The sequence below is a fragment of the Paenibacillus motobuensis genome, assembly GCF_039521865.1.
In the GTDB taxonomy this organism is placed as follows: domain Bacteria; phylum Bacillota; class Bacilli; order Paenibacillales; family Paenibacillaceae; genus Fontibacillus; species Fontibacillus motobuensis.
Map to the genome: position 1 here is coordinate 64,172 of NZ_BAAACX010000002.1, position 12,715 is coordinate 76,886.

A 12,715-nucleotide genomic window follows, 5' to 3' on the forward strand; every position below is an offset into this window, starting at 1 on the left:
AGCATTATTCCAAACAATTTTTAACTCATTAAATAATAGAACAAGGCGGGATGATAAATGTTGAAAACCGAGGAACGCGGGACCGATTTGTCACTGCATCTTTATCGCGTATTTTCGAAGTCCTTCAAGAGCGTCAACGAGCATGCCGTAACAGGAAGCAAAATTCAGGGCTTTAACCCTACAGCCTTCGCTGTTATGGAAGTCCTCTATTACAAAGGCCCGCAACCGATCCAACAAATAGGTGCCAAGCTGCTGCTTCAAAGCGGCAATGTTACTTATGTCATCGATAAACTGGAATCTGCCGGTTATTTACACCGGAGCCCTTGTCCACGGGATCGTCGCGTCATTTTTGCCGAGCTGACTCCTTTGGGCAAAGAGCTGATGGATCGGCTGTACCCTGACTTCTCTGATCGAATCGACCATGCGCTAAGCGGTCTGAGCGAGGAAGAGAAACAGACCATGATCGAATTGTTGAAGAAAATGGGACGTGAGGCGGAGAAATTAGCACCTTTGGCACGTAAATAATTGTTCTTCATTTCACATATGCATCACAAAGAAGGCTGTCCGATTCAGGACAGCCTTCTTTGTGATGCATTAATGCGACGGATCCATATCCGTCTCTTTATGGTGATTGTGTACATCCCGGTGGCGGCGGTCATTCGCTTTTTGTTGCGTCTGCTGCGCACTGTGGCTGTTCACCGCTGATTGCTGCAAGTCATCAGCCACGTTGTCGAGATTTTTGTCCCGACCATTGCCTTTAGCCATCTTACTTGCCTCGCTTTCCTCAAGATGGATTCGTGATCCGGTGCAGAGCTTGAGCACATTCGTGAAGATGGCGCACATAGTCGCCGGTCATCTCCTGAAGACGTTCATTCTGCTCATTCACCGTCTGTCCGTCCTTCTCTACATCGACCAGTTCCACCTTGACTTCCCGGGGATCCATATAAGAACAATAAAAATCGAAGGAATAGAACTGGTGGCCCGCCGCATTAATATGAACCCTAAATCCTTGAGGATCACTCTCATCGGCGAGCACCTCGGCCGAATCCCCCGGATCCAGAAATTCCGGAAGCTGCTGTTGCCAGGCATGGACTAATGTATTCTGATCTACATTGAATTCCTCTAACATCCATAACACCTCCCCTTACCATATAAGGTGCGGAGAAGGGCGATATTTTATTCCTCCTTAGCTTCCGGCGCCTGGTTGCGGAGTCCCAAGACGGAGAAGACACCAATAACAGAGATAACGGCCATCACAATGAACAGAATATGCAGACTGTCGCCCAGCACATGCTTCAGCTCACTCCATAATTGCTGCGGTAGAAGATGAACCTTCTCCGGCGAGAGCAAATTATTAATATCCTCCTGTGTGACCTCTGCTCCCGAGGTCGTACCTTTGGCTGTCCGTGCGGCAATTTGCAAATTGATCAATACACCGAATACAGCAACTCCAATCGTCTGCCCGATCGACTTCACAAATGAATTCAGAGCGGTTGACGCTCCCCGCAGACTATAACCTACCGAGGACTGTGCGATGATAGTAAATACGGTAAAAGAAAAGCCGAAGCCTATTCCATACAGCGCATTAAAAATCAGCATCATAAACATGGGTGTACCTTCGTGAACAAAGGCTAAACCGATGGCACCAGCAGCGATAATCAGCATACCGATTAACGAAGTGCTGCGTATTCCTCGGCTAATGATCCAACGGCTGCCCAGTACCGAACCGAGCATCCAGCCGATCGACATCGGCGCGAGCACAAGCCCGGAGATCGTAGCATTCTTGCCAAGTACGCCTTGAACATAAAGCGGCAGATAAGAAGTCAAGCCAATTAACAGAGCACTTCCGAGCACACTCGCGATGTTAGAGTAGGCGATGTCCTTGATCTTGAACAGCTTGAGCGGAAGCAGCGGCTCCTCCACCTTCTGCTCCACAATAAAGAAAATAATAAGCGATATCACCGATACCGCAAAAATACCGAGCAAGAGCGGCGAGTTCCACTCCCATTGCTGTCCCCCGGTCGCCAGACCAAACAGCAACGCAGTTACCCCAATGGTAAAGGTAATCGCCCCGGCGTAGTCGATCTTCACATCGCGTCTCTTGACCTCTTCTTTGAAATAGCGAATGATCATAAATAAAGAGATCAAACCGAACGGTAAATTAAAATAAAAGATCCAGCGCCAATTCAGAGAATCTACGACATATCCGCCGAGCAGCGGACCAACGAGCGACGAGATGCCCCAAACCGAGCTGATCATCCCCTGAACCTTAGCACGCTCCTCTATAGAATAGATATCCCCGATGATAGTAAAAGTAACCGGAAGCAGACCTCCGGCGCCAATCCCTTGAATTGCCCGGAAAATAATGAGTTGCTCCATACCTGAAGCAAAGCCGGACAGCATCGATCCCGCCAGAAACAGAACCGATCCGATTACAAATACGAGCTTACGCCCATATAAATCACTGATTTTCCCGAAGATCGGAGTCGCTACCGACATCGTCAGCAAGTAAGCGGTAAATACCCAGCTTAGCAGTTCCACACCACCGATATCTCCGACGATTCTCGGCCCAGCCGGACCGATGACCGTCCCTTCAATCGCAGCCAGAAATGTAGATAATAACAACCCGGCTAATATATAATTGCGTTTTAATGTTGCACCCACTCTTTTTCTTCCTCTCTCTGTCTAGACATGCATCATTAAATTATAAATGACCCCCTATTAAAAGAAAAGACGAACAAGCAGAATATATAGGCATAGCTTGCCTCATCTGCTTGTTCGCTGATTCATTTCTTTTTTTAGCTTCATCCAACCTTCTCGGTGCTGAAAGTCTAACTTATTAAACACGCATTGTATGGTCTATTTACAAAATGAGATGCTTTCTGTCTCCAGACTTCCCTGGTTCATTCGCCAAATAGCTGCCTTCTCCCCTGCGAACAATTCCGGCTCGTGGGTAATCATGACCAGTGCCGCTCCAGAGGCGACGGCCTCCCTGCACAGAGCGGCCAGCTTGGCTGCACCGTGTAAATCTGTGCCCGCTGTCGGCTCATCGAGAATATACAGCTTCTTAGGCACGATCATTGCCGCGGCTACACTCAGCAGCCGCTTCTCTCCACCGCTAAGCATATAAGGAGATATGTTCTCCTTACCTTGAAGTCCTGCAATGGCAAGCAGAGCCTTGGCCCGCTCCAGCATCGGCTCCGGCGTCCGTTCACGAGGACCGAGTCCCTGAACCGCACGAGGACCGAAGAGAAGTTCTCCCAGCACCGTATTAGCCACGAACTGATGCTCTGGCTGTTGAAAGACATAACCAATATCCTGCGCAATCTCCGGTAAGGATAAACGAGCAATATCCTGTCCCTGCCACCATACTTTCCCTTTTGGTGGGTTAAGAAGGCCCATGAATAGGCGCGACAATGTCGTCTTGCCAGATCCGTTCTCACCACATAAGAGCTTCCACTCTCCTGCGTGCAGAGACAGGCTAATATTCTTCAGAACATTCCCCTTGTTCAGATCATAGGCATAGGACAAATCATTGATCTCCAACAGTGGCTTATCGGAAGGGGCGTTCTGAAGATGAACCTTAGCCTCAGCCTCTAGCGTTGACGAGGTATCTCCCCCAAGACCAAGCTGTATCCAATCAGGCAGAAGGCCCAGCTTGACCAAACTCATTCTCTCCTGATCAAGCAGGCGCTCGCTCGGCCCATCTAGGATGATGTTCCCGTGTTCCAGTACGATCAGTCTTCCTGCAGCCGCAGCGAATTCATCAATCCTTCCGCTCAGGGTCACAATAGTACGACCTTGCTGCTGCAGCTTGTCCAGCAGCAGGAGCAGACGTTCCTTCGCAGCAGCATCTAAACTTGCCGAAGGCTCATCAAGTACGAGAATAGGCGTCTCCATGGACAGCACGGCAGCGATGGCTGCGCGTTGACGCTGGCCTCCAGACAAATTATGCACGCTCTCCATGCGATAATCGCTAAGATCAACCGCAGCCAGTGACCTCACAACCCTGCGTTCTATTTCAGATAGGTCACAGCACATATTTTCCGGCCCGAAGGCGACTTCATCTTCTACCCGCCCTTGTACTAGTTGGGCATCCGGGTCCTGGAATACGACACCGATTCGCTCGGCAACCTCACGTATTGTCCCTTCTTCTGCCGGATCTACTCCATTCACAGATAACTTTCCGCTGCGGAATCCCCCTCCAGTCCGGGGCAAATATCCGCAGAGCAACTGCGCCAAAGTGGACTTTCCACTGCCGCTGTCTCCTGTTACATGTACCCATTCTCCAGGTTCCGCAAGGAACGAAATCTCCCGCAGTACCGGCTTGGCATCCTCCGTGTAGGCAAAGGTGATATCACGCAGTTCAAGCGGATAAGTCGATTCTTCTGCAGGAAGGTTCATTGATTCGCTCTTCTTCCGCTGCTGACCGCGAACCGCCGTAACAGACCGCTACGACTCAGTACATCGCCCAGCAGCTTGGTCAGCATCCCGCACATCACGATTCCGCTCAGAATACGAACCCCAAGGGCAATGAACAGCACGTCCGTTCCCCATGCCATATAGCCGAACATCCTAGCCGCGAAGAAGAACCAGATCGGAACCATCGCTCCCCCTGCCAGCATAAGTACAGACAGATTCCATTTCTTGTACCGAAATGCTGCGAATACGAGCTCGGCAATCACCATATAGCATGCGGCAGCTGCGAAGCAGGAAGCGATACCGTATGCCGATCCCATGAAGGACTGAACGACCGCTCCAATACCATAGGTAATGACCGCCGTTCCCGGTTTGCGAATGATGTAGTAAGCAAGCAGGCCATAAATCATATATAAACCTGTAATTGTAGACGTCGCTATCGGTCCACCCAATCCATTCAAGGCCTGGTTAAGCGGCGAGAGATAAATCGTCATCACCCCGTTGGCTGCCGCCAACATCGCCATAAGCACAATTTCAATCGTTGTAAATGCTTTGAATACTCCATTACCTGAAGAATAATTCATTTGTTTCGTCATCCTCTCCTCCAATTGTTAACCAACAATTTAAATTTAGGTTAACAATTGGAGCGCGTCAAGTCTTTTTTTATACGAACCATAAACAGGCCGTCACTCCAACACTTATCACCATCAGAGTGTATCCGGCAATCCCAATCTCTACTCCCCTAAGGAAACTGCGCACCGGATAAGCGCCGAAGCCCTTGGATTCCATCGAGCCAGCCGTCTGCTCTACGCGTCTTATAGCCCCTGTAAATATGGCCGCAAGATTGCCTCGCCACATCCGTAATCTCTCACCCACACCGCGCGGCTTCCTGCCGAACCTTAGCTGGCGTGCTTGCCTTGCTACCCGACCTTCCGATTCAAGCAGCGGCAGAAAAGTTAATGCCATGGATACGCCAAAGACAAACCGATAAGGGAGCTTCAAACGTGTAGTCAGAACGGTAACAAAATCCTTGGGGTCTGTAGACTCGATATAAATGATTGAAGATAGGAACAGGCAGAACATGCGTAGTGTAATCGCCGCTGCATATTCGGTACCCTTGATTGTAATCTGTAGAGGCCCCCAGGCACCAATCGCTTCCCCCGTTGGAGCCGCCATGCTAGTGATGATGAACAATGGCAAGCCAAAGACAGCGATAAATCTCAATCTACGCCCCAAGCGTGGCCAGCTCATTCCCGCACCATAACGGGCCAATCCAACGAACGAGACCAGCATAATCAGCAGCGGTATCGGCTTGTCCCAATGCATCGCCAGAAGCGCAGCACAGAACAGAGCAACCAGCTTGCTGAGCGGATCTATGGATTTCAGCCCGAAGCCTCGCCTGAGCGAATGGTCTACATGTAACTGGTTCACAAATATTTACCTCCTGAGTCATAGTCTCTACGCAGCAAAGAATAGATGATCAGATCGACGAAGCCCTCCTCAGTGCGCTGATACTCCCGCAGTAACCCCTCCTCATGGAAGTTAAAAGATTGCAATATGCTACGAGAAGCACTGTTCCGTGGATCGACCAGAGCTTCAATACGGTTCAGTCCCATCGTCATGAAGCCATAATTCAGCATTAAGCGGAGCGCCTCTGTCATATAGCCCTGTCGCCAGTAATCACGCCCGATATCATAGCCGATCTCCCCACGATAGGCCCCCGACAGCTCCCACGTATTAAAGCCGCAGCTTCCAATCAGCCTTTGCTCCTGCACCAGCTCGATTCCCCAGCGCATCGTATCCTCCGTCTCGGACAAGCCGTTGAGGAAATCAATCATCTCCGATGTCTCTTCCACGGTTGTGAACACGGGGACATTCATATATTTAACGACTACCGGATCACTCCAATAGCGGAACAGATCCGCGGCATCCACCTGCTCCATCCTTCTTAGCCGTATTCTCTCGCCTTCCAGCACTGGAATCCTACCACCGCATTTGAACACAAGCCTCATCTCCTACCCTGCGTAATCAGTTGTTTTTATATAAGCACAGAACAGGAGCCGGAGTCAAAGCGAAAAAAATAAGCCCGGCATTTGTCCGGACTTCATCATATCAGCGGTATTGTATTCCATACGTCCAGGCATCACACCGAAAATATATGGCAAGCGCAGCGACATCACATCCATCGTTCCTAATAAAATATTTTTGATCAATCCCCAGCTGCCCAAATTCACAATATAATGCAGCATATTCATCCGGCCAATCGGCAGATAATATGATCACATCTCTGGATGTTTCACCAAAGTGCTACAGTTAAGGGGGTTCCACTTTCATGACGATCTATTTGATGATAATTCTGTTGGCCATTGCTGGTATTGTGTCAGGAATTATCGCCTTCGCCTTCCAGCAGCTGACTCATATGAAATTACAGTCCTCTCATAATCTGTTTCAATATTTAGAGAAATCCGGGGTCTACAGCCGGGAACGCTTCAACCGTCTGAAGAAGCAGGAAGTCGATATCCTCTCCGATGACGGTTTGCGCTTATGCGGCTATGTCATAGAAACCGATCCATCGTCTAAACACTGGGCGATTATCGTCCATGGCTATACCGTCTCTATGCTAATCTCCACACAATATATCGATCTATTCCAGAGCGAAGGCTTCAATATTCTGCTCATTGACCAGCGTCGCCACGGGAATAGCCAAGGAAAATACACCACCTACGGTTATTATGAAAAATACGATGTTGCTGCATGGGTGAGATGGATCCTACATAACTACGGTACCGATTGCAGCATCGGCCTTCATGGCCAGTCACTCGGCGGAGCAACCGTGCTCGAATATTTGAGTATCGTCCATTCTAACGTCAAATTTGTTATCGCAGACTGCCCATTTTCTGATTTGACGCAGCTCCTGCATCATCAAGCAAGAACGATCTATAAGCTTCCTGCCTACCCGCTCTTGCCTATCATCAATAAGATCCTGAAGCGCAAAGCAGGGTTCACCATGGAACAGGTTAGCCCATTGCAGGCGGTAGAACATTGCCATCTTCCCGTCCTGTTCATCCATGGGACGAAGGATAACTATGTACCCACATATATGAGTGAGCAGCTGTATAAGCGCAAGGCTGGACCGAGAAGCCTGCTCCTGGTGGATGGTGCGATCCACGGCAACGCCTATGCTGTAGCCCCCAAGGAATATAGCGAAGCAGTCCGCATATTAATTCATCAAGCCCTCAAGGAAAAAGAGGCTCTGGCTATCACCACTGTCTCAGTCGAATTAATCGGCTCCCCCGAGCCTGCTGTATTGCCACTATCCACCTAAATGGCCGTGCTTTAAACGGCCTAGCATTCATAATATAATAAGGCATAATTGTTCGTGAACTACCTCTAATAGACAAAAAAGGAGATGGGCGCATGTTCCATACAATCAGTTACACGGGTTCCCGTGAAGAACAGCATAATCAAGTCATATCGCAATTAAAATCACTAATTTACGAGGAACCAGATAGAATTGCCAATCTAGCCAACGCTTCTGCTCTATTAAACTTCTATCTATCGGACATTAACTGGGTAGGCTTCTATATGTACGATGGCAAGGAGCTTGTGCTCGGCCCGTTCCAGGGACTGCCGGCTTGCATCCGCATCCCGCTCAGCAAAGGCGTATGTGGGACAAGCGCCATGGAGCGCCGTTCAGTACGAGTGGATGATGTACATGCCTTCCCGGGTCATATTGCCTGCGATGCCGCATCGAACAGCGAGATCGTAGTCCCATTGATCAAGAACGGAGAACTGATTGGTGTACTCGATATTGATAGCCCGCTGAAGTCCCGCTTCGATGAGCTGGATCAAGCATTTCTGGAGCAATTCGTCCAAGTACTAACAGAGCAGCTCTAGTTCTATAACCGATTTAAATCCCATACAATAATCTTCCGGTAACTAATCAAGACGTGAACAATTCCACTGCTTTCTAATTACCGATCTGGCATCATAGATATGTGAATGGTCTGGAAAATGCCAATTTAAAGCAAAAAACAAAGTTGAGAAGCGGTTTTATCCCTTTTAATGCCATTTACTGTTAAATAAGAGAAATTGATCGATTTCCTTCTTCCCATTTTTTCAGTTATGATATTAAAAGTGTATGTTCAAAAAGTACGATTTTCAGCACCGAGAAGGTTGGATGAAGCTAGGGCGTGAGGAGCGGAGCTACACGTTTTCGTAGAAAACGACCTCGGAAGCATTTACTTGTAGTTGGTACGTGAGCACCTGAGATGTTTCCGTAGGAAACATGACTTCGTAAGTATCTGCTTAGGCCCGGCTGAATTCAAGATTCGATGCCGAATAACTTCATGATTTACTTCGTGATCAAAGGTTGACTTTTTGAACTACCTCTAAAAGTGTATGTTCAGGAATTCGCTTACTCAACTACTTATGAAAGGAAGGGTCGCACCATGTCAGCGTTTCAACGAATCCGGCCTGGGAATCTCAAGCCGTTCGTATTCTTTACCGTGATAATGATCTTGAAAAGTTACCTTGCCTGGATCACGATATTCGATCAAATGCCGGTCTGGGGACCGTTGATCAAGGAGCTCCCATTTATCCTGATCCTGTTCTGTCTGATTGAGGTCTTCTCCTCCAAGAGAAAAATCGGAATTTATCTAAGCGTCAACCTTATTGTTACTGCCGTCTTCTTCGCAGCTATTATGTATCATAAATATTACGGGGTCATCGTCACCTATCATGCGCTTCAGCAAGTCAATCAGGTGACCGCAGTTAAGAACAGCGTATTCTCACTGCTCGCTCCATACTATCTACTTATTTTCCTCGATATTGTCGTCATCGGCTTCTGGCTGATGCGCAGGAAGAGAGCGGAGAAATTCAAGAGATTGTTCAATTTGAACAGAGTAAGCAAGAGTTTTGTAGGTGTTGTACTCGGGATTTCACTCGCCCTATGCATTTTCAATATTTGGCCGAATCGGGCCAGTATGAATGAGATCAAGCAAGCGGAGCAGATGGGGATTCTGAGCTATGAGACCTATACGATTCTATCGAACAAAGAGGAAGATCTCGTAGATAAAGATGAAATTTCCCAGGCTAAGATCGACAAGCTGAAAGGAATCAATAAGCAGGACGATCCGCAGTTCTTCGGCACAGCCAAAGGCAAGAACCTGATTATTATCCAGTTGGAGTCATTCCAGAACTTCCTGGTTAATCTGAAGATTGATGGACAGGAGATTACTCCGGTCATGAATTCGCTTGTTAAAGACAATCTCTATTTTAAGAATTTCTATCAAATGGTAGGGCAAGGGAATACATCGGATGCCGAGTTTGTGGTAAATACGTCATTCTATATCCCTTATAACGAAGCAGCAACGCAGAATTATCCGAATAAAGAACTGCCTAGTCTGCCTAAACTACTGAAATCAAATGGCTACGATACCGCTACCTTCCACACAAATGTGGTAGATTTCTGGAATCGCGGCGAATTATACAAAGCGATCGGATGGGATCGCTATTACGATCAGAAGTTCTTCGGTCAAGAGGACACCGTATTCTTCGGGCCTACGGATGAAGTGCTATATAAGAAGACGGCTGAGGAATTGAGCAAAATGCAGTCGACTGGCGTTCCGTTCTATTCACAGGTCATCTCAATGACTGCGCACCATCCATTTACAATTCCGCACGAGTTGGACCGGATTACGTTGCCTGAGCGTTACGAGAACAATATGGTCGGCGATTACCTTCGCTCGCAGAATTATGCGGACTATGCACTCGGTCTGTTCATTGACGATCTGAAGCAGCGTGGAATCTGGGACAACAGTGTGGTTGTCATCTATGGCGACCATCTGGGACTGCCAAAATTCTCGCTCGATAAGCATGGTCTAGAACTTATGAGCGAAATTTACGGTCGTGACTACAGCTATCGTGACATGTTGAACATCCCACTTGTCATCTCGATTCCAGGACAGTCGGAACCAAGAGTCTTGGAGAATGTCGGCGGACAGGTTGATATCCTGCCAACCGTTGCCAACCTGCTGGGTGTCTCGATGAGCAATCAGATCCATTTCGGTGAAGATATGCTGAATCATAGTTATAATTTATTGCCGCAGCGTTACTATCTGCCTTCAGGCTCGTTCATCAACGACAAAGCCGTGTTCATGCCAGGAACCTGGTATGAGGACGGTACTCAGTTCCCGCTAGCCAAGGACAGTGTTAGTCAGGCCCTTACTACGGAGGATGAATATAACCGGGCGCTTGATCTGCTGCGCTTATCTGACAGCTATGTACAGCAGCTCCCGGATCGTGAGAAGGATCAGGAGTAATTCTGTTATATATTAAAGAACCAGGCTGCCTAAGTAGACAGCCTGGTTTTGTTATATTATATGTTCTTCTGTCATCCATATTAATAAGTTTAGTTCTGCAGTACTCCTGGTCTTGGTGTTACACCAAAGGCTTGCGCCAAATCGAGCAGCTCTTGATCCGAGATCGTCTGCTTCTTGCCGCCTTGCGCACATACAATCGTATAGACCTGTGCAGCCTTCTCTGCTGTCTCGATCAATCCAAAGGTCTCATCCATCGTGGTGCCTGCTCCAAACACGCCATGATGCGGCCACATCACGATTCGAACATCCTTCATTCTCTCTGCGGTCGCTTCTCCAATCGCATCTGTACCTGGTACCATCCACGGAATAATTCCAACGCCTTCCGGGAACACAACCAGACATTCTGTACACATCTCCCACAATGTCTTCGTAAATTCAATCTCATCCAGGCTATGTGTAAAGGTCATGCCAATCAGATGAGTTGCATGGCAGTGCATGATGATTCGGTGCTTAGGATCCACCTTTAACCGCTGCATATGATTCATCAGATGGGTTGGCAGCTCGCTCGTAGCCACTCCCCCATCAGCAAATCCCCATAGAAGCTCATAGCTATGCCCATTCTGGCCTATCCGAATAACTCCAAGGTTCACTGCCGGGTTCTTGATAACGTTCTTAAAATATTTGCCCGATCCCGTCACAATGAAGTACTTCCCTGCTAGTTCAGAAGCATCGAAGCTCATCGGAACGGTGCGCTCTACTTGCGAAATATCCAAATAATCGCTTACTTCTTCCTCTTCGATCAGATAGCTAATATTCCCTCCGTTGCGCTCGTCCCAGCCCAGACGGTATAAATTGGCTGTAGTATCGCACATTTCCCGTAGAAATGGTGCCGTCAGTATATCTTGAAGCATGTTCTTCACCCTGCCCTCGCCGTTAATATGAATGAATGACTTCTAAAATAGAACGTTCTACTTTTTCTTTGTTTGCAACATTATGATAACATAGAAACAAAATAAATCAACATTAAATAGTGGTTTTATTTCCGTTTTTAAAGTTTTATATACCTATTATCTTTTATAACAAAAATAAAAACAGATTTTATTCTGTTGTTTGTAGTTTCTTTTTTATTTTTTCTTCTAATTTAGGTACAATAGAATTATGTTCACTCTGGGAAGGCGGGTTCCAATGAAGGCTTTTGAGCGAAAAGAAAAAATTATTCAAGAATTACATAGACATAAAAAAGTGCTCGTCACACAGCTCGCTGCCAGCTTCGAAGTTACCGAGGAGACGATTCGCCGCGATCTGGAGAAGCTCGAGCAGGAAGGGGTTGTGACCAGAAATTATGGTGGGGCCGTCCTAAACGCTCATATCCATGACGATCTGCCTTATCAGACGAGAAATACGCGAAATATTGAGGAGAAAAGGGCCATCGCCAGTTTGCTGCTTCCAATGATTAACGATGAAGATACACTGATGACCGATACAAGCTCTACCGTATTCGAAGCGCTGAAGCTCCTCGAGTCTGAACGCGACAATCTGACGATCATCACAAATTCTATCATTATTCTTAACGAGTTCAATCAGACAAGCCATACGATTATTTCAACTGGCGGTTCACTTCGGCCCAAGGCAAGCTCATTGATCGGACCGGTAGCCAGACAGACCATTCAGAATTACAATGTCGATATTGCCCTGTTCAGCTGTAAAGGCATATCTATGATGAGCGGAATCACCGATTCCAATGAGCCGGAGAGTGAATTGAAGCAAGCGATGAGTCAGCAAGCACGGCAGACCATTCTGCTTATAGATTCAAGTAAATTCGATCATATCGGCTTTGTCAAAATGCTTGAGTTCAAGCAGATCAGTTATATCATTACCGATCGCAGACCTTCCGACGAGTGGATCTCGTTCCTGGAGAACAAAGATATCACACTGCTCCATCTCTAATTTGGACTTCCTGATAAATTGCTCAT

The 12,715-nt window shown here is 47.5% G+C and carries 14 protein-coding genes; 5 read left to right on the top strand and 9 right to left on the bottom strand.

Annotated features, from left to right (window positions below; genetic code table 11):
* The first annotated feature begins 57 nt into the window (after nt 1-57).
* A complete protein-coding gene (locus ABD014_RS00325) occupies nt 58-525 on the top strand; it encodes a MarR family winged helix-turn-helix transcriptional regulator (RefSeq protein ID WP_068779623.1) in 468 nt (155 codons plus the stop codon).
* A 69-nt stretch (nt 526-594) separates the two neighbouring features.
* On the opposite strand, the gene ABD014_RS00330 is transcribed toward ABD014_RS00325, so the two are convergent.
* From ABD014_RS00330 to ABD014_RS00365, 8 genes are all read right to left on the bottom strand, one after another.
* Nucleotides 595-765: a hypothetical protein gene (locus ABD014_RS00330; protein WP_343855894.1), complete on the bottom strand. Its 171-nt coding sequence runs from the start codon at nt 763-765 to the stop codon at nt 595-597.
* Between the two features lie 19 nt (nt 766-784).
* On the bottom strand, nt 785-1,129 hold the full coding sequence (locus tag ABD014_RS00335) for a hypothetical protein (protein ID WP_343855897.1): 345 nt from the start codon (nt 1,127-1,129) through the stop codon (nt 785-787).
* Between the two features lie 47 nt (nt 1,130-1,176).
* Nucleotides 1,177-2,664 (bottom strand): MDR family MFS transporter, encoded by a 1,488-nt coding sequence (locus tag ABD014_RS00340; protein ID WP_343855901.1) that lies wholly within the window; start codon nt 2,662-2,664, stop codon nt 1,177-1,179.
* Nucleotides 2,665-2,859: 195 nt separating this feature from the next.
* Nucleotides 2,860-4,404: an ABC transporter ATP-binding protein gene (locus ABD014_RS00345; RefSeq protein WP_343855905.1), complete on the bottom strand. Its 1,545-nt coding sequence runs from the start codon at nt 4,402-4,404 to the stop codon at nt 2,860-2,862.
* On the bottom strand, nt 4,401-5,015 hold the full coding sequence (locus tag ABD014_RS00350) for an ECF transporter S component (RefSeq protein WP_343855910.1): 615 nt from the start codon (nt 5,013-5,015) through the stop codon (nt 4,401-4,403). The genes ABD014_RS00345 and ABD014_RS00350 overlap by 4 nt, the downstream gene beginning before the upstream one ends.
* Before the next feature lie 67 nt (nt 5,016-5,082).
* Nucleotides 5,083-5,850, bottom strand: a complete 768-nt coding sequence (locus ABD014_RS00355) for an energy-coupling factor transporter transmembrane component T family protein (RefSeq protein ID WP_343855916.1) — start codon at nt 5,848-5,850, stop codon at nt 5,083-5,085.
* Nucleotides 5,847-6,422, bottom strand: a complete 576-nt coding sequence (locus ABD014_RS00360; RefSeq protein WP_343855923.1) for a GNAT family N-acetyltransferase — start codon at nt 6,420-6,422, stop codon at nt 5,847-5,849. Before ABD014_RS00360 ends, ABD014_RS00355 begins: the two co-directional genes overlap by 4 nt.
* Before the next feature lie 63 nt (nt 6,423-6,485).
* The gene (locus tag ABD014_RS00365; RefSeq protein ID WP_343855926.1) at nt 6,486-6,668 is read right to left on the bottom strand and encodes a hypothetical protein; all 183 of its coding nucleotides are present in this window, start codon (nt 6,666-6,668) and stop codon (nt 6,486-6,488) included.
* Nucleotides 6,669-6,751: 83 nt separating this feature from the next.
* Here ABD014_RS00365 and ABD014_RS00370 point away from each other — a divergent pair, with 83 nt between their 5' ends.
* The 3 genes from ABD014_RS00370 (at nt 6,752) to ABD014_RS00380 (ending at nt 10,742) form a co-directional block, all read left to right on the top strand.
* A complete protein-coding gene (locus ABD014_RS00370; protein ID WP_343855928.1) occupies nt 6,752-7,744 on the top strand; it encodes an alpha/beta hydrolase in 993 nt (330 codons plus the stop codon).
* 92 nt (nt 7,745-7,836) lie between these two features.
* Nucleotides 7,837-8,316 (top strand): GAF domain-containing protein, encoded by a 480-nt coding sequence (locus ABD014_RS00375; protein WP_343855930.1) that lies wholly within the window; start codon nt 7,837-7,839, stop codon nt 8,314-8,316.
* Nucleotides 8,317-8,870: 554 nt separating this feature from the next.
* A complete protein-coding gene (locus tag ABD014_RS00380; RefSeq protein ID WP_343855932.1) occupies nt 8,871-10,742 on the top strand; it encodes an LTA synthase family protein in 1,872 nt (623 codons plus the stop codon).
* Between the two features lie 89 nt (nt 10,743-10,831).
* Here ABD014_RS00380 and rhaD read toward each other — a convergent pair whose 3' ends face one another.
* Entirely contained in the window at nt 10,832-11,653 is an 822-nt protein-coding gene (gene rhaD, locus ABD014_RS00385; protein WP_343855935.1) for a rhamnulose-1-phosphate aldolase, read from the bottom strand.
* 274 nt (nt 11,654-11,927) lie between these two features.
* On the opposite strand from rhaD, the gene ABD014_RS00390 reads away from it, so the two are divergent.
* On the top strand, nt 11,928-12,689 hold the full coding sequence (locus tag ABD014_RS00390; protein WP_343855937.1) for a DeoR/GlpR family DNA-binding transcription regulator: 762 nt from the start codon (nt 11,928-11,930) through the stop codon (nt 12,687-12,689).
* The last annotated feature ends 26 nt before the right edge of the window (nt 12,690-12,715 follow it).

Excerpts from the sequence above, each read along its gene's own strand:
- ABD014_RS00365 (WP_343855926.1), bottom strand. The coding sequence starts at position 6,668 with ATGCTGCATTATATTGTGAATTTGGGCAGCTGGGGATTGATCAAAAAT.
- ABD014_RS00330 (WP_343855894.1), bottom strand. The coding sequence starts at position 765 with ATGGCTAAAGGCAATGGTCGGGACAAAAATCTCGACAACGTGGCTGAT.
- ABD014_RS00390 (WP_343855937.1), top strand. The coding sequence starts at position 11,928 with ATGAAGGCTTTTGAGCGAAAAGAAAAAATTATTCAAGAATTACATAGA.
- ABD014_RS00350 (WP_343855910.1), bottom strand. The coding sequence starts at position 5,015 with ATGACGAAACAAATGAATTATTCTTCAGGTAATGGAGTATTCAAAGCA.
- ABD014_RS00345 (WP_343855905.1), bottom strand. The coding sequence starts at position 4,404 with ATGAACCTTCCTGCAGAAGAATCGACTTATCCGCTTGAACTGCGTGAT.
- ABD014_RS00335 (WP_343855897.1), bottom strand. The coding sequence starts at position 1,129 with ATGTTAGAGGAATTCAATGTAGATCAGAATACATTAGTCCATGCCTGG.
- rhaD (WP_343855935.1), bottom strand. The coding sequence starts at position 11,653 with ATGCTTCAAGATATACTGACGGCACCATTTCTACGGGAAATGTGCGAT.
- ABD014_RS00370 (WP_343855928.1), top strand. The coding sequence starts at position 6,752 with ATGACGATCTATTTGATGATAATTCTGTTGGCCATTGCTGGTATTGTG.
- ABD014_RS00375 (WP_343855930.1), top strand. The coding sequence starts at position 7,837 with ATGTTCCATACAATCAGTTACACGGGTTCCCGTGAAGAACAGCATAAT.
- ABD014_RS00380 (WP_343855932.1), top strand. The coding sequence starts at position 8,871 with ATGTCAGCGTTTCAACGAATCCGGCCTGGGAATCTCAAGCCGTTCGTA.
- ABD014_RS00325 (WP_068779623.1), top strand. The coding sequence starts at position 58 with ATGTTGAAAACCGAGGAACGCGGGACCGATTTGTCACTGCATCTTTAT.